The organism is Aeribacillus pallidus (assembly GCF_050478865.1).
GTDB lineage: Bacteria > Bacillota > Bacilli > Bacillales > JACDOC01 > JACDOC01.
The window spans coordinates 1-15,898 of sequence record NZ_JBCNBW010000024.1; the positions used below are offsets into that span (position 1 = coordinate 1).

A 15,898-nucleotide genomic window follows, 5' to 3' on the forward strand; every position below is an offset into this window, starting at 1 on the left:
CAACAGTATCATTTAACAGAGCCTTTTGCAAAAATAGAAACCGCCGATTTTACTCGACGGTTAATCATAAAATCCACAGTTGAATACAAGCGAGTGCTAACACCCCTGGTATTCCTAAAAAACCTGAAATAGATGATGTAAGCAAATTAATTGGGACGTGAAGACCAATATAACTGCCAAAAGCGTTTAAGAAAAATAGAAATAATGCTCCAATCAATACTTTAATACACGCCTGTCCAACAAATTTTACGTATTTTCCAGCAGAGCTAGCAGTTAAAAGCAAAACAATCACCAAACTAATAATCGAAATGATAATTATCGGGTTCAAAAACGATCCCCCTTTTTCCCGTTTGTTAACATTTTATGAACAATTTGTCCAAGTAGAACGTGAAAAAGGGACTATCGTTCCATTCGTAGATTACGCTTTTTAGCTTCCCGTAGTAAATAAAAATATTTGGCCTCACAAATTTTCGTTTGACTTAGTAAGTCCTCGTTATAGTCAAAACTAATTTGTAACAAATTTTTTTGGCGCATCCATTCCGATTTAGCTTGTTCTAGTTGCCAAAGTAATTGATGATCAAATTGTTTACGAAGCTTTCCTTTTTTTCGAAAAAGCATATTCTTTTTCTCCTTGTAAAGGAATTATAGTTCTCTTCTTCCTTCTAGAGCTTTTGATAACGTCACTTCATCCGCATACTCTAAGTCTCCTCCTACCGGTAAGCCATGAGCAATGCGGGTGATGCGAATGCCTGTTGGTTTCAACAGCCGAGAAATATACATGGCTGTTGCTTCACCTTCAATATTCGGATTGGTGGCTAAGATAACTTCTTGAACGGTTTCATCTTGAAGTCGCTTTAATAAATCAGGAATATTAATATCTTCGGGTCCAATACCATCCATTGGTGAAATCGAACCGTGTAATACATGATACAACCCATTGTATTCTTTCATTTTTTCCATCGCTATGACATCTTTTGGATCTTGAACGACACAAATAATACTTCGATCTCTTCGTTGGTCTTCACATATATAACATGGATCTTGATCTGTGATATGACCACATATAGAGCAATAATGTAAATTTCTTTTGGCGTTTACAAGTGCTTTCGCAAAGTCTAGTACGGTATCTTCTTTCATATTTAGCACAAAAAATGCCAGACGAGCGGCCGTCTTTGGCCCAATCCCTGGCAATTTCATAAAGCTGTCAATCAGCTTAGATATTGGTTCTGGATAGTGCATATAGTTTCCTCCTAGAACATTCCTGGAAGGTTCAACCCTTTAGTAAACTGACCCATTGTTTTCGCAGTTAACTCGTCTGCTTTTTTCAACGCATCGTTTGTTGCTGCTAAAACAAGGTCTTGTAGCATTTCAATATCGTCTGGGTCCACTACTTCTTCATTAATTTTCACTTCAAGTACTTCTTTATGACCGGAAACAACGACTGTTACCATTCCACCGCCAGCTGTACCTTCTACTTTTTGTTCACCTAGCTCTTCTTGTGCTTGTTGCATTTTCTTTTGCATTTTTTGCATTTGTTTCATCATATTTTGCATATTACCCATTCCACGCATCATAATGATCCCTCCAACAATTAATCAATAATTTCAATTAAATCCGATCCTACTAATTGCACAGCATTAGCAACAACCGGATCTTCTTCCTTCTCGTCTTCTTTTTGGTCTAATTTTTGCGAACGAATAAAATCTTCCCTGATTTTTCCCCATTGTTTTTCAGGAACTCCGATGACGGCATATGGTACTCCTACTAGTTCTTCTAATATTCCAGAAAGCGCCTCTAAAAACCGTTGATTTTCCATTGCCATTTGACAATGAATCTCATATTTAAACTTTAAAATAAACGCTTTTGGAGAAGCAGCCACCGGTTCGGCTTCGTTTAATAATGCGGCTTGAGAGCGCATTTGGCGATTATTCAATGATTCTAAAAGATCTCCCCAGCGACTTTTAATTAAATTTAAGTCTTGTCTTGTCGCTTCTTTTAAGACTTGTTCTACTCGTCCAACCGGCACTTTAAATGAAGAACTTCGGACAGCGCGTTTGTTAGTTGACTGATTTTTGTCAACCACCTTTGGTGCTCCTTGCTTCAATTGCTGAACTTCCCGCTCTAATTCTTTCACACGCTGCAATAACTGCTGTACTTCGGAATCATCAGCAAACGAGCGGGAACGTTCGATTTGGCAAAGCTTGACTAGAGAAACTTCCAAATAAATGCGTGATTGATTAGAGAATTTCATTTCTTGTTGAGCCTTGTTTAATACATCAATATATTCGTAAATTAAATCCGTCGCTACTTCTTCAGCCAGCTGACGAAACGGCTCATCAATAACTACCCGATGATAAGCGTCTTCTAAGTTAGGTGCAGTTTGGTACAAGAGTAGGTCTCGGAGATAAAAAATTAAATCCTCCGTCAGTTTAGATGGGTCTTTTCCGCTTGCTAATAATTCCTCAAGAGACTGAAGGGCACTATGAACATCTTTTTGAAATACACTGCGAACTAATTGATTTAAGTAAGTTTGAGCAACAGAGCCCGTGACGGTTAACGCATCGTCCGTTGTCAACATATCCCCGCTAAACGACACTGCTTGATCAAGTAAGCTGAGCGCATCCCGCATACCACCTTCTGCTCTTCTGGCAATAATATGAAGCGCTTGCTCATCATACCGAATTCCACTTTCATCGGCAATTAATTTCATTCGGTTAACAATCGCAGATGTCGTAATTCGCTTAAAATCAAAGCGTTGACAACGAGAAATGATGGTAAGCGGGATTTTATGCGGTTCTGTCGTTGCTAAAATAAAAATGACGTGTTTCGGTGGTTCTTCTAACGTTTTTAATAATGCATTAAATGCTCCAATAGAGAGCATATGCACTTCGTCAATAATATACACTTTGTATTTCACAGACGAAGGAGCATATTTTACTTTATCCCGAATGTCACGAATCTCTTCAACGCCATTGTTTGAAGCGGCATCAATTTCAATGACATCTTGAATCGATCCGTCGGTTATTCCACGACAAGCCGCACATTCATTGCACGGTTCGGAAACTGGAGAGCGCTCACAGTTCACAGCTTTGGCTAAAATTTTTGCCGCACTTGTTTTCCCTGTTCCTCGAGGTCCAGAAAATAAATAGGCATGCGATATTTTTTCATGCAGGAGGGCATTTTGCAACGTCGTTGTGACATGTTCTTGGCCGACGACATCTTTAAAGTTTTGTGGACGCCAAACACGATACAAAGCTTGATAACTCATTTTTATCCCTCCTGCCAATTCATCTTTTTTATTCTCATTACATTATACCGTATCTAATCGGTTTTACAAAAAGGAATATAATAAAAAAATCCATCCTCTAATGGATGGATGTACTTTACTATGTAATCTGCCGTGCACCTTTCGTCGACAGATATCCATAAGCGTTACTCAAGCAGTTAGCTCAGCCCAGGCACCCCTGCGGCACATGAGAGGTTCCACTTAATGCTGCTTCCTTCCGGACCTGACATGGTTCATGGATTCCCATTGCGCAGGACCCAGACGTCAACACCACTTACTTGAGGCAGACCCTACAGTATATCAGCCTCGGAAAGGAATTCGGCCTCGCTAGAGCGGATTGCGAGTACAGGGCACCGCTACCTCCCCGCTTAGCACGGCAAAGTTGATACCAAATTTAGGCGTCTTATTGACGCATATACAAGTATACTCCTATTTCACAAAAAATGCAACGAATATCCGCTGCCATTTTTTATGATTAATAATCATCTATCTTTTTCTGTCGTTCTTTCTTTTTTCGTTCTCGAAGCTTTCGAAAAAACGATGTCAACAGTAAGCCACATTCCTCTTCAAGGACTCCAGAAACAACCTCGGCTTGATGGTTAAAGCGTTCGTCTGTTAACAAATTCATTAAGGTACCAGCACACCCTGCTTTCGGATCCTTCGCTCCGTATACTACCCGCTTGATGCGTGATAAGATGATAGCACCGCTACACATTGGACACGGCTCCAACGTCACATACAATTCCGCTTCTTCAAGTCTCCATGTCCCGAGCTTTTGACACGCTTGTTGAATCGCTAAAATCTCCGCGTGCGTTACAGCATCTTGAGTCGTTTCACGTAAGTTATGGGCCGTCGAAATCACTTGATCATTCCAAACAATGACAGCACCAATAGGGACTTCACCTATTTTTTCGGCTTTTTTGGCTTCTTCAATCGCTAGCTTCATGTATGATATATCTCTTTCTTCAAACAACGGAATCCAATTCCCTTCTACACTACTTTTTATCGGTTTTTCTCATAATTTATCTTACCGAAAACAAACTAATCATTAAAGGAGAGATTGACTATGAAGTCACCATCGAATGTTGCCCTTCTTATTATTGATATCATCAATTCGTTTCGTTTCGGGCATGGACCTATTTTAGCTGAACGAACGTTATCGATCGTTCCACGTATTAAAGCGTTAAAAGAAGTTTGTCGTAAAAAGCAAATTCCTATCATATATATTAATGACAACTATAACATATGGCGAGCGGACGTCCAAAAGCTTATTAAACATTGTACCAATGATTTAAGTTCACCGATTATCAACGAGCTTCATCCGGACGATTCCGATTATTTTTTAATAAAACCCAAATATTCCGCTTTTTTCGGTACCGGCTTAAATCCCCTTTTATCTCAATTAAATATAAAACAGCTTATTTTGACCGGTATTGCCGGAAACATTTGTGTGCTGTTTACCGCCAACGATGCATATATGAGAGATTACCGCTTATTTGTCCCTGCTGATTGCATTACATCTGTGGACCCGAAAGATAATGAATATGCTTTAAAAATGATGAACTACGTGTTAGACGCACGGATTGACCCATCGGATCAACTTATTTCACTCCTATCTCATTTTTAACATGTATTCTCTTTTCCCTTCATACAATGTTTTTAGTGAATAAGGGTAAAAGAGGAGGTCACATAATTTGCAAATTCATGTTGTTCAACCGAATCAAACATTGTTTGGAATCGCTCAAGCCTATAGCATCTCCCCTTCGGAAATACAAACAGCCAATCAAATTCCAAATCCGGATAACCTCGTCGTTGGGCAAACGATCGTTATTCCGATTGTCGGACAATTTTACTGGGTACAAGCTGGTGATAGTCTTTGGTCCATTGGTCAAAAGTTTAATATTGATTATCAAGAGCTTGCTCGGATTAACGGTATTAATCCAAACCAACCGCTTTCAATTGGATTACGAATCTATATCCCACCTTCTCCAAAGTCAAGAGCAGAATTCAATGCCTATGTCGAACCATTTGGTCAAACGGTCTCTCAAGCATTAGAAGACAGTTCTCGAGAAGCTGCTCCCTATTTAACGTTTTTATCTCCATTCAGCTTTCAAGCGAAAAGGGACGGTTCCCTCTCTGAACCACCTTTAGGAAACCTCCCAGCCATCGCCGAAGCCAATCAAAACGTACTTGTTATGGTCATCACGAACCAAGAAGAAGGACAATTTAGTGATGAACTCGGTCGAATTATTTTAAACGATCAACAAGTTCAAGAAAAATTTTTAAACAATATTGTGGCTACCGCGAAAAAATACGGGTTTCGTGATATTCATTTTGATTTTGAATACTTACGCCCTGAAGATCGCGAAGCTTATAATCAATTTTTACGAAAGGCTAAACAACGATTTAGCCAAGAAGGTTGGCTGCTTTCGACTGCTTTAGCTCCTAAAATAAGGGCTGATCAAAAAGGGAGATGGTACGAAGGGCACGATTACAAAGCTCATGGAGAAATTGTCGACTTTGTCGTTATTATGACGTATGAGTGGGGCTATAGTGGCGGGCCACCTATGCCAGTTTCACCCATTGGACCCGTTAGACAAGTACTGGAATACGCGATAACTGAAATACCACCAAACAAAATTTTAATGGGACAAAACTTATACGGATACGATTGGACACTTCCGTTTAAAGAAGGAGACATTGCCAAAGCATTAAGTCCTCAACAAGCAATCCAATTGGCTGTTAAATATAATACAAACATTCAATACGATTATAATGCTCAAGCTCCTAATATTGATTACGTGGACGAAAACGGGAAACAACATAAAGTTTGGTTTGAAGATGCTCGTTCGATTCAAGCGAAATTTAATTTGTTAAAAGAGTTAAATTTACGTGGGATGAGCTACTGGAAGCTTGGCCTTTCGTTCCCACAAAACTGGTTACTTATTTCTGACCAATTTGAAGTCGTTAAACGATAACACATTCTCCCCGCCTTCTGGTGGGGATTTTCTTTATTTTTTACATAAAAACTTCCCTTGGAAATATTCCGTACTTTCACCTCTTAAAATATATGATAAAATAACCAATGGTGCTCTTTTTTCTAATAAGAAGAGTTGTATGCGGAAATAGACTCGAGGAGGACGAAGCATGGGGAATACGCCTTTCATAACGGTCGAGGGCCCGATTGGAGTAGGAAAAACTTCTCTTGCCAAAGCCATTTCACAATACTTTCAGTTCCATCTCTTGAAGGAAATCGTTGACGAAAACCCTTTTTTAGATAAATTTTATGAAAACATCGATGAATGGAGCTTCCAAACAGAGATGTTTTTCCTATGCAATCGTTATAAACAACTAGAAGATATTCAAACAAATTTTTTACAAAGAAAAGAGCCCGTCGTAGCCGATTATCACATATTTAAAAATTTGATTTTTGCCAAACGTACATTAAAAGAGGCTCAATATGAAAAATACTTTCAAATTTATCAAATTTTAACGAAAGACATGCCTCGACCAAACGTGGTTATTTATTTAAATGCTAGCTTAGATACGCTCCTGCATCGAATCAAAATGAGAGGTCGAGATTTTGAAAAAAACATTAGCCCTCTTTATTTAGAACAACTTTCCATTGATTACGAACAATTTATGAATGATTTTGAGCAAAATCATCCAGACATCCCTGTGTTACGCTTCAGCGGCGATGAACTAGATTTTGTGAAAAATCAAGAAGATTTACAGCTTATATTAGACCAATTAAAAAATTCTCTGCAAAAAGGAGTCAATAACTATGGATCTTCGCAATAAATACGATATTCCGAGTAATGCCGTTATCACCATTGCTGGTACCGTTGGTGTTGGTAAATCCACGATGACGAAAGCATTAGCGAAAGCGCTCGGTTTTAGAACATCATTTGAAAAAGTAGATACGAACCCTTATTTAGATGCATTTTACAAAGACTTTAAACGTTGGAGCTTCCACCTGCAAATCTATTTCTTAGCGGAACGCTTTAAAGAGCAAAAGCGCATTTTCGAATACGGCGGTGGCTTCGTTCAAGACCGGTCCATTTATGAAGATACTGGTATTTTTGCCCGTATGCATTATGAAAAAGGAAATATGTCTGCCGTTGACTATGAAACATATAGAAGTTTATTCGAAGCCATGGTCATGACTCCATATTTCCCTCATCCTGACCTTCTTATATATTTAGAAGGTTCTCTTGACGATGTAATACGTCGAATTCGCGAACGCGGTCGCCCGATGGAACAGCAAACTCCGATTGAATATTGGGAAGAAATGCACCGGCGCTATGAAGATTGGATCAACACGTTTAACGCCTGCCCAGTTCTTCGCTTAAACATTAACGAATACGATTTATTCGAAGACGAACATTCTATTGAACCAATAGTTGAACGGATATCTACGTTCTTAAAACAAACAAGAATGCTAAAAAAATAAAAGATTCCCGCTATGTTGGGAATCTTTTTTGTTACCACAAGAGGGATGTTAGTAGCCACGGACTTCAGATGCGATAAAATGACAAAAAAAGAGTTGGCCATATGAGCCAACTTCTGAAACTATAATTTTATATTCGCACTCCAAATTTTAAAAGTAAAAAATTCGTTACAATCAGATGTAACGAATTCATCACAATCTCCAATATTTATGCGCTGTGGTTGATTCATCAGTTATGGCGGAGGAGGAGGGATTCGAACCCCCGCGCGGTTTGACCCGCCTCTCGGTTTTCAAGACCGACCCCTTCAGCCAGACTTGGGTACTCCTCCGTGCTGACAGAGATTAATTTATCATAACTATTTCGGGAAGTCAACAAACGAAAATGATGTTTAAATTTTTTAACAATTCAACCTAAAAAAGAGACTAGTCCAAAGACTAGTCTCGAGGTTTAATCACTTCAATGCCGCCCATATAAGGACGTAATACTTCTGGAATCACGACACTTCCGTCAGCTTGCTGATAGTTTTCTAAAATAGCAGCTACCGTACGACCAATTGCTAAACCAGATCCGTTTAGGGTATGAACATGCTCTGGTTTACCGTTTGGTTCACGACGGAAGCGAATGTTCGCCCGTCTTGCTTGGAACGCTTCAAAATTGCTACAAGAAGAAATTTCGCGGTACGTATTATAGCTTGGAAGCCATACTTCAATATCGTATTTCTTTGCCGCAGTAAAGCCTAAATCCGCTGTACACATACTCATTACACGATACGGCAATCCAAGAAGCTGAAGCACTTTTTCCGCATGTCCTGTTAGTTTTTCAAGCTCATCATAAGAATCTTCTGGTTTGACGAAACGAACAAGCTCTACTTTATTAAATTGATGTTGGCGAATTAGTCCTCGTGTATCTCGACCCGCAGAACCTGCTTCTGAACGGAAGCATGCGCTATACGCTGCATAGCTAATCGGTAAATCATCACCATTTAAAATTTCATCGCGATGTAAGTTCGTCACAGGAACTTCAGCCGTTGGAATTAAGAAATAATCCTCTTTTTCAATTAAAAACGCATCTTCTTCAAACTTTGGTAACTGACCTGTACCTGTCATGCTTGTCCGGTTTACTAAGTACGGTGGTAACACTTCTTGATAGCCGTGTTCATCAATGTGTAAATCTAACATAAAGTTAATTAATGCCCGTTCTAATCGAGCACCTAATCCTTTGTAAAAAACAAAGCGGCTTCCAGTTACTTTAGCAGCTCGTTCAAAATCTAAAATACCTAATTCATCTGCAAGATCCCAATGCGCTTTCGGTTCAAAATCAAAAGTTGGGATGTCTCCCCATTTACGAACTTCCACGTTATCGTCTTCAGACTCCCCTACTGGAACGCTTTCATGAGGAATATTAGGGATAGACAATAACAGTTGTTCTAATTCTTCCTCAACATCGCGTAATTTTTCATCTAACTCTTTAATCTTTGCACCTACTTCACGCATTTCAACGATCAAATGTTCAGCATCTTGCTTTTCACGTTTCATTTGCGCAATTTGCTGAGACACTTCATTACGTTTCATTTTTAACTGTTCGGTTTGAACAATTAACTCCCGTCGCTCTTTATCTAAGGCCTCAAATTTTTCAAAATCCGTTAAATCTTCTCCGCGATATTTGAGTCGTTCTTTCACTTCTTCAAAATTTGCACGTAAATACTTAATGTCTAGCATGCCAACTCCTCCTTTTATTAATAAAATTAAAAAAGCCCCCATCCCTAAATATAAAAGGGACGAGAGCTACCCGCGTTGCCACCCTCATTGAACATAGCACACTAGCTACGTTCCACTTCATTGGATAACGGCTACAACCGGAAGTACTTACTTGAAACCGTTCGGTACTTCACTCGAGGATGGATTCACAAGGTTCATTCACCGGTTCACACCCCCCACCGGCTCTCTTGAGAACGAAACACTTGCTACTAGTTCCTCTCATCGATTTAACACCATTCATTTTGCTTTAAATGTACAATAAGTTTAAACAGTTTTCAACCATTTTATGCTAGTTGTTTTGATTTTGCCTCTTCCACCATTTGAATAAAGTACTTTATAAAACGCTGGTCATCCGTTAACTCTGGATGAAACGAGCACCCTAAAAATTGCCCATCGCGTGCTGCTACAATCCGATCTTCGTATTTCGCTAACACTTCGACGTTTTCCCCTACTTCAACGATATGGGGAGCTCGAATAAATACAGCCGTAAATGATTCGCCGATACCACGAATCGGTATATCCGCTTCAAAGCTTTCGCGTTGACGACCGAACGAATTTCGTTCGACCGTAATATCCATTAATCCTAAGTGAGGCTCATCGTAACCGACGATGTTTTTCGCGAGTAAAATTAATCCTGCACACGTACCAAACATCGGTTTGCCTTTCGCCGCAAAATCTTTTAACGCATCCATAAAGTCGTATTTGTCAATAAGTCTTCTCATTGTTGTACTCTCGCCACCTGGAAGAATGAGCCCATCTATTTCATCTAATTGCTCTTTCCGTTTAATGACAACGGCTTCCGCTCCCGCTTCTTCAATTGAACGAACGTGCTCGCGAACAGCACCTTGAAGTCCTAATACACCAATTTTCACCATATCAACTTCTCCTTACCAGCCACGTTCTTGCATGCGAGATTCAGGTGTAAGCGAAGAAATTTCAATTCCTTTCATCGCTGTCCCTAGTCCTTTAGAAAGGTGAGCAATTAACTCATAATCTTCATAATGAGTTGTTGCTTCCACGATAGCTTTTGCGTATTTCGCTGGGTTTTCGGATTTAAAAATACCAGAACCAACAAACACGCCATCTGCTCCTAATTGCATCATTAATGCCGCATCCGCAGGAGTTGCTACACCACCTGCAGCAAAGTTAACGACTGGAAGACGACCAAGACGCTTAATTTCTAAAAGCACATCGTAAGGAGCACCTAGTAATTTTGCTTCTGTCATTAGTTCGTCTTCGCTCATGCTTACCACTTTACGAACTTGTGCATTCACTTTACGCATATGACGTACTGCTTCTACAATATTTCCAGTACCAGGCTCACCTTTTGTTCGTAACATGGACGCGCCTTCACCGATTCGGCGAGCAACTTCTCCTAAGTCTCTACAACCGCACACAAATGGTACAGTAAATTCTTTTTTGTTAATGTGGAACTCTTCATCAGCAGGTGTTAAAACTTCACTTTCATCGATGTAGTCAACACCCATTGCTTCTAGCACGCGAGCTTCGACAATATGGCCAATACGCGCTTTCGCCATAACAGGAATGCTTACTGCATTCATTACCTCTTCAATAACACGAGGATCCGCCATTCTCGCTACGCCACCAGCGGCACGAATATCAGCTGGAACACGTTCAAGTGCCATAACCGCTACCGCACCAGCTTCCTCAGCAATTTTTGCTTGTTCCGCATTGACAACGTCCATAATGACGCCGCCTTTTTGCATTTCCGCCATCCCACGCTTTACTCGATCTGTACCCGTTTTCACGTGAATTCCCCCTTCTATTTCAAACATTCAGATAACGCCAAGGAAAAATAAAAAAAAATCACCAAAAAATTGTTTTTCCCTCATGCTAAATAAACAACAAAAAAGGTCTCCTGTCAAGACAAGGAGACCTTGCAATTAAAACCAACCTTTCACCGTATCGGTTACTCCATTCCAAATATCACCGAAAAAACTGCCGATTGCCCGCATCATGAGGACAAACCAATTTGCTTTTTCGACTTGATTAGAAGTTACTACATCCACTTGCTCCAGTTTTCGTCCTTCGTCGTATAGATAACTATATTTATCAGAACCCGTATAATCATAAGTGAATGTTCCAACGGTTGCTCCTTTTTCAACAGGGGCCTCTAATTGGCCTTCTTCATTTAATGCGTTTTTGTCAATTACCAATTTTGGTTTGTATAAGTCTGTTTCCCCATTTTTGACGAGAACTTTTAACGGCTCTTTTGTCTTAATAGCTACTTCTTTTTCTTTTCCTTTTACGACTGGTAGTGTTTTATGATCTTTTAATTGATAACCAGATGGATACAATTCTTGAACGGAAAAGTTGCTAAAAGCGTAATTAAACATTTTTTTCGTTTCATCAAAACGAGCTTTATAGCTTCCTTTACCGTCTGGTGTTTTTGCATTCATCACAACTGTAATGTAACGAATGCCATTTCGCTCAGCAGTCCCTGTAAAACAGTAGCCAGCTAAATCCGTTGTTCCTGTTTTAATGCCGTCTACCCCTTCATATCCGTACACTAACGAAGGAAGCATCCAGTTCCAGTTTTGCATATCAATCTCATCGTCAGTACCTTCACGGAATTTCTTTTTCGGGATACTTGCTGTTTCTAACACTTCTGGGAAACGGTTAATGAGCTGATAAGCTAATTTAGCTGTTGCCCGAGCTGACATGACGTTCTCATCTTCTGGGCCTGTTCCTTCCGGGTGCATGCCTTTTAAATCACGGTTGTTTAAACCAGTAGAATTGACAAATTTATAATCTTGAAGGCCTAATTCACCCGCTTTTTCATTCATTAATTTTACAAAATTTGATTCAGACCCGGCAATTACTTCTGCTAAAGCAATCGTAGCGCCATTGGCCGAATAAATCACCATTGCTTCGTACAGTTCACGTACGGAATATTGTCCATCTCGTCTTAACGGAACATTGGACAAATTACGATCTTGGGATACTTGATACACATATTCACTCACATTGTACATTTGATCCCATGTAACACGGCCTTCTTCAATCGCTTCTAACAGCAAGTATTCCGTCATCATTTTCGTCATACTTGCAATACCTAATACCGTATCAGCATTTTTCTCATACAGCACTTTTCCAGTTGTCGCTTCCACTAAAATCGCCGCATCTGCGTTAACATCTAAAAAGTCCGTTGTTGCGGCTTTTGTCGAAATTTGAAACAAGTTAGAAAGTAACAAGATAGTAAGTATACTTGCCACATACTTACGAAGTCGTTTCATACTATGTAAGACCTCCACCAATTTTTATCCACTTCAGATATTTTAACATACGATTTCCAGTATGAATAGATAGAGGATAGACCTACATTTCAAAAAAGAGGCAGGAAAATGGGGCTAGATTCCCACTTCCTGCCTACTGATTAAGAAAGAGAGTAATTCGGCGCTTCTTTCGTAATTTGGACATCATGTGGATGACTTTCTCGTAAACCTGCCCCAGTCATTCGAATAAATTGAGCATTTTCACGTAAATCATGTAAATTTTTCGCTCCACAATATCCCATACCAGAACGAAGTCCACCTACAAGCTGATAAATGGTATCAGCTAATGGCCCTTTATATGGAACGCGTCCTTCAATACCTTCTGGAACAAACTTTTTCGTATCCTCTTGGAAATAACGGTCTTTTGAACCTTTTTCCATCGCTCCAACTGAACCCATACCACGATATACTTTAAATCGACGACCTTGATAAATTTCTGTTTCCCCTGGACTTTCGGACGTACCAGCTAATAGACTACCTAGCATTACCGCATGTCCACCCGCTGCTAACGCCTTAACAATATCTCCGGAATATTTAATTCCACCATCCGCGATAATTGCTTTTCCATACTTACGAGCTTCTGTTGCACAGTCGTAAATCGCTGTAATTTGTGGCACACCTACACCAGCTACGACACGTGTCGTACAAATTGAACCAGGTCCAATTCCCACTTTAATAATGTCTGCACCTGCTTCAATTAATTCTCTTGTCGCTTCAGCTGTTGCTACATTTCCTGCAATAATGTTTAATTTTGGATAAGCTTCGCGAATTGCTTTGACCGTATCAATAACACCTTTGGAATGACCATGTGCCGTATCGACAACAATGACATCCACATTGGCTTTAACAAGCATTTCAACCCGCTTCATCGTATCTTTCGTAACACCAACAGCGGCCCCGCATAGCAATCGACCATGTTCGTCTTTTGCAGAATTCGGGAACTCAATTACTTTTTCAATATCTTTAATCGTAATAAGGCCTTTTAAAACACCATTTTCATCGACAAGCGGAAGTTTTTCGATTTTATATTTTTGTAAAATCCGTTCAGCTTCTTCTAAAGTTGTTCCAACTGGAGCTGTAACTAGATTTTCTTTTGTCATGACATCTGATATTTTGATGGAGTAGTCTGAAATAAAACGTAAGTCACGATTTGTAAGAATTCCAACTAATTTTTGTTCCTCTTCATTATTTACAATTGGAACACCTGAGATGCGATATTTCCCCATTAGATGCTCAGCATCATACACTTGATGCTCTGGTGTTAAGAAGAACGGATCGGTAATAACACCACTTTCAGACCGCTTAACTTTATCTACTTGTTCGGCTTGTTGTTCAATACTCATGTTTTTATGAATAATTCCTAGTCCACCTTGTCTTGCCATCGCAATGGCCATTTCTGCTTCGGTAACAGTATCCATACCTGCACTAATAATAGGGATGTTTAATTTTAACGTATCAGTCAATGAAACTTGAAGGTTAACATCACGAGGTAGTACCTCAGACTTGGCTGGAATTAACAATACATCATCGAAGGTAAGACCTTCTTTCACAAATTTTGTCTCCCACATTTTTTCGTCCTCCTACTCCAAAATATTATTAGTAGGTTATCAATTGGATAAAATACTGTCAAGAACATGGGGATAAGTTTGATTTTTCAAATAATTTCGGAGGTGCATATGTACACTTTTATGAATCCTTGGAAGCATTTGACCTACTTCCAAAACGCAGAGTTTGCCCAACAATATTTATACCGTTTATACAATGAGCTAGAAGTGGTAGACGCAAGCGAGAAAAGTTATCGAAATGCAATCCCCTTTATGTATTACTTGGAAAATGGTGAAACATACTTCCAATATAGTAAAATTATCCCTTTAACTCTGCAGCCGATTTTACTCTTTTATGGATTGGTCCACTTAATAAAAGCGTGTGTTTTAACAGTCGATCCGTTTTATCCTCATACCACTTCTGTTTTAGCCCACGGCTTGTCTACAAGAAAAAAGAAAAAACAGCAATATTTGTTCTTAGAAGATGAAGTAAAAATTCAAAAGAACGGTTTATTTTCTTATGCAAATTCAATAATGTTTCACGTGAAACATTTGGAAGGCCAAAAGCTTGTCATGCAAGATTTATTACGTCAAATTCCCGAGCTATCCGACACCTTCTTCACATTGTTAGGGGAACAAACATTTTTTACTGTTACACAGTCTCAACAGTCGTATGTTCTTTCAAAAGCAATTTTAGATGAATACCATATGCAACCGGAACGATTCCGCGAATACATTATGGGTAAAGTAGGACCCATACTCCAGCAAATCGATTTTAATGATGGACAAATTGAATTCAAATTTTCTGAACCACACATTTTTAAACAGAAAGAACTTCCTCCGTTCCGTATAAACATTGAACAAAAGACACCCTGTTTATCTACGTCTCGCCATTTTTGTAGTTATTTTAACGAAATCATGGTACATTACTCCCTTTTGTATAATTTAAGCATGATTGCCCGTTATGAAACCGAGTGGTGGAACGAATTGATGAAATTTTCACCTAATTACGATTACGTGTTTATTAAAAGCTTTCTTTCTGTATCTCTTAAAAAAGTTCCTTATCTAATAGCCCAATTTCTTTGTAGCAAACATCCTTTCCAATCAAATGAATAATGTACACATTTATTCTTCACTTGCGCTTGCTTCGTGTTACATTTGAAAGATGATTGATTATCCACCACTATATATTAAATGAGTGTAAAACCCTCTTATGTTTTTACACTCTTTGAACAATAAAAATAGGCCAAAGAGATTGTCTCTTTGGCCTATTTTGCCTGGCAGCGTCCTACTCTCGCAGGGGAAACCCCCAACTACCATCGGCGCTGAGGAGCTTAACTTCCGTGTTCGGTATGGGAACGGGTGTGACCTCCTCGCCATCGCCACCAGACAAGTATGTAGTTATGAGAGATTGTTCCCTCAAAACTAGATAAAGGATGAAGTAGGACATTGAGTATCGCGCTTCCGTTTTTCATTGTCTAGCTCCAGCGCCTAGCCTCTCGCGTTGACGCTTCCGCTTTTCTTGCTTGGTTAAGTCCTCGATCGATTAGTATCCGTCAGCTCC

General features: G+C 39.4%; 16 protein-coding genes, 1 tRNA gene, 1 rRNA gene, 1 other RNA gene and 1 other annotated feature. Of the genes, 5 read left to right on the top strand and 14 right to left on the bottom strand.

Annotation, left to right across the window (positions count from 1 at the left end):
- Positions 1 to 64 precede the first annotated feature (64 nt).
- From ABES52_RS06135 to tadA, 7 genes are all read right to left on the bottom strand, one after another.
- A complete protein-coding gene (locus ABES52_RS06135) occupies positions 65 to 328 on the bottom strand; it encodes a pro-sigmaK processing inhibitor BofA family protein (protein ID WP_429650006.1) in 264 nt (87 codons plus the stop codon).
- A 71-nt stretch (positions 329 to 399) separates the two neighbouring features.
- Positions 400 to 618, bottom strand: coding sequence for a YaaL family protein (locus tag ABES52_RS06140; protein ID WP_429650008.1), 219 nt, complete (start codon positions 616 to 618; stop codon positions 400 to 402).
- A gap of 24 nt (positions 619 to 642) precedes the next feature.
- The gene (gene recR, locus ABES52_RS06145) at positions 643 to 1,239 is read right to left on the bottom strand and encodes a recombination mediator RecR (protein WP_429650010.1); all 597 of its coding nucleotides are present in this window, start codon (positions 1,237 to 1,239) and stop codon (positions 643 to 645) included.
- An 11-nt stretch (positions 1,240 to 1,250) separates the two neighbouring features.
- On the bottom strand, positions 1,251 to 1,571 hold the full coding sequence (locus tag ABES52_RS06150; RefSeq protein ID WP_429650036.1) for a YbaB/EbfC family nucleoid-associated protein: 321 nt from the start codon (positions 1,569 to 1,571) through the stop codon (positions 1,251 to 1,253).
- A 20-nt stretch (positions 1,572 to 1,591) separates the two neighbouring features.
- A complete protein-coding gene (gene dnaX / locus ABES52_RS06155) occupies positions 1,592 to 3,268 on the bottom strand; it encodes a DNA polymerase III subunit gamma/tau (RefSeq protein WP_429650012.1) in 1,677 nt (558 codons plus the stop codon).
- 130 nt (positions 3,269 to 3,398) lie between these two features.
- Positions 3,399 to 3,663, bottom strand: an RNA gene (gene ffs / locus ABES52_RS06160) — signal recognition particle sRNA large type.
- Positions 3,664 to 3,761: 98 nt separating this feature from the next.
- A complete protein-coding gene (gene tadA, locus ABES52_RS06165) occupies positions 3,762 to 4,259 on the bottom strand; it encodes a tRNA adenosine(34) deaminase TadA (protein ID WP_429650014.1) in 498 nt (165 codons plus the stop codon).
- Positions 4,260 to 4,352: 93 nt separating this feature from the next.
- On the opposite strand from tadA, the gene ABES52_RS06170 reads away from it, so the two are divergent.
- The 4 genes from ABES52_RS06170 to ABES52_RS06185 all read left to right on the top strand — a co-directional run bounded on the left by ABES52_RS06170 (position 4,353) and on the right by ABES52_RS06185 (position 7,739).
- The gene (locus tag ABES52_RS06170) at positions 4,353 to 4,913 is read left to right on the top strand and encodes a cysteine hydrolase family protein (RefSeq protein ID WP_429650016.1); all 561 of its coding nucleotides are present in this window, start codon (positions 4,353 to 4,355) and stop codon (positions 4,911 to 4,913) included.
- Between the two features lie 67 nt (positions 4,914 to 4,980).
- Positions 4,981 to 6,264 carry a glycosyl hydrolase family 18 protein gene (locus tag ABES52_RS06175; RefSeq protein ID WP_429650018.1) on the top strand — a complete coding sequence of 428 codons (1,284 nt, stop codon included), beginning with the start codon at positions 4,981 to 4,983 and terminating at the stop codon, positions 6,262 to 6,264.
- A gap of 169 nt (positions 6,265 to 6,433) precedes the next feature.
- Positions 6,434 to 7,087: a deoxynucleoside kinase gene (locus tag ABES52_RS06180; protein ID WP_429650020.1), complete on the top strand. Its 654-nt coding sequence runs from the start codon at positions 6,434 to 6,436 to the stop codon at positions 7,085 to 7,087.
- Complete coding sequence (locus ABES52_RS06185; protein WP_429650022.1) at positions 7,071 to 7,739, top strand: deoxynucleoside kinase; 669 nt, start codon at positions 7,071 to 7,073, stop codon at positions 7,737 to 7,739. The genes ABES52_RS06180 and ABES52_RS06185 overlap by 17 nt, the downstream gene beginning before the upstream one ends.
- A gap of 233 nt (positions 7,740 to 7,972) precedes the next feature.
- Here the strand turns inward: ABES52_RS06185 and ABES52_RS06190 are convergent.
- The 6 genes from ABES52_RS06190 to guaB form a co-directional block, all read right to left on the bottom strand.
- Positions 7,973 to 8,065 (bottom strand) — tRNA-Ser (locus tag ABES52_RS06190).
- Between the two features lie 106 nt (positions 8,066 to 8,171).
- On the bottom strand, positions 8,172 to 9,455 hold the full coding sequence (gene serS / locus ABES52_RS06195) for a serine--tRNA ligase (protein WP_429650024.1): 1,284 nt from the start codon (positions 9,453 to 9,455) through the stop codon (positions 8,172 to 8,174).
- Positions 9,456 to 9,507: 52 nt separating this feature from the next.
- Positions 9,508 to 9,726: a binding site (T-box leader), on the bottom strand.
- Positions 9,727 to 9,778: 52 nt separating this feature from the next.
- On the bottom strand, positions 9,779 to 10,369 hold the full coding sequence (pdxT, locus tag ABES52_RS06200; protein WP_429650026.1) for a pyridoxal 5'-phosphate synthase glutaminase subunit PdxT: 591 nt from the start codon (positions 10,367 to 10,369) through the stop codon (positions 9,779 to 9,781).
- Between the two features lie 12 nt (positions 10,370 to 10,381).
- On the bottom strand, positions 10,382 to 11,263 hold the full coding sequence (pdxS, locus tag ABES52_RS06205) for a pyridoxal 5'-phosphate synthase lyase subunit PdxS (protein ID WP_488168055.1): 882 nt from the start codon (positions 11,261 to 11,263) through the stop codon (positions 10,382 to 10,384).
- 135 nt (positions 11,264 to 11,398) lie between these two features.
- Positions 11,399 to 12,751, bottom strand: coding sequence for a D-alanyl-D-alanine carboxypeptidase family protein (locus ABES52_RS06210; RefSeq protein WP_429650030.1), 1,353 nt, complete (start codon positions 12,749 to 12,751; stop codon positions 11,399 to 11,401).
- A 140-nt stretch (positions 12,752 to 12,891) separates the two neighbouring features.
- Positions 12,892 to 14,358, bottom strand: a complete 1,467-nt coding sequence (gene guaB, locus ABES52_RS06215) for an IMP dehydrogenase (RefSeq protein ID WP_429650032.1) — start codon at positions 14,356 to 14,358, stop codon at positions 12,892 to 12,894.
- 108 nt (positions 14,359 to 14,466) lie between these two features.
- On the opposite strand from guaB, the gene ABES52_RS06220 reads away from it, so the two are divergent.
- Positions 14,467 to 15,450 carry a YaaC family protein gene (locus ABES52_RS06220; RefSeq protein ID WP_429650034.1) on the top strand — a complete coding sequence of 328 codons (984 nt, stop codon included), beginning with the start codon at positions 14,467 to 14,469 and terminating at the stop codon, positions 15,448 to 15,450.
- A gap of 159 nt (positions 15,451 to 15,609) precedes the next feature.
- On the opposite strand, the gene rrf is transcribed toward ABES52_RS06220, so the two are convergent.
- Positions 15,610 to 15,724 (bottom strand): 5S ribosomal RNA (gene rrf, locus ABES52_RS06225).
- Positions 15,725 to 15,898 lie beyond the last annotated feature (174 nt).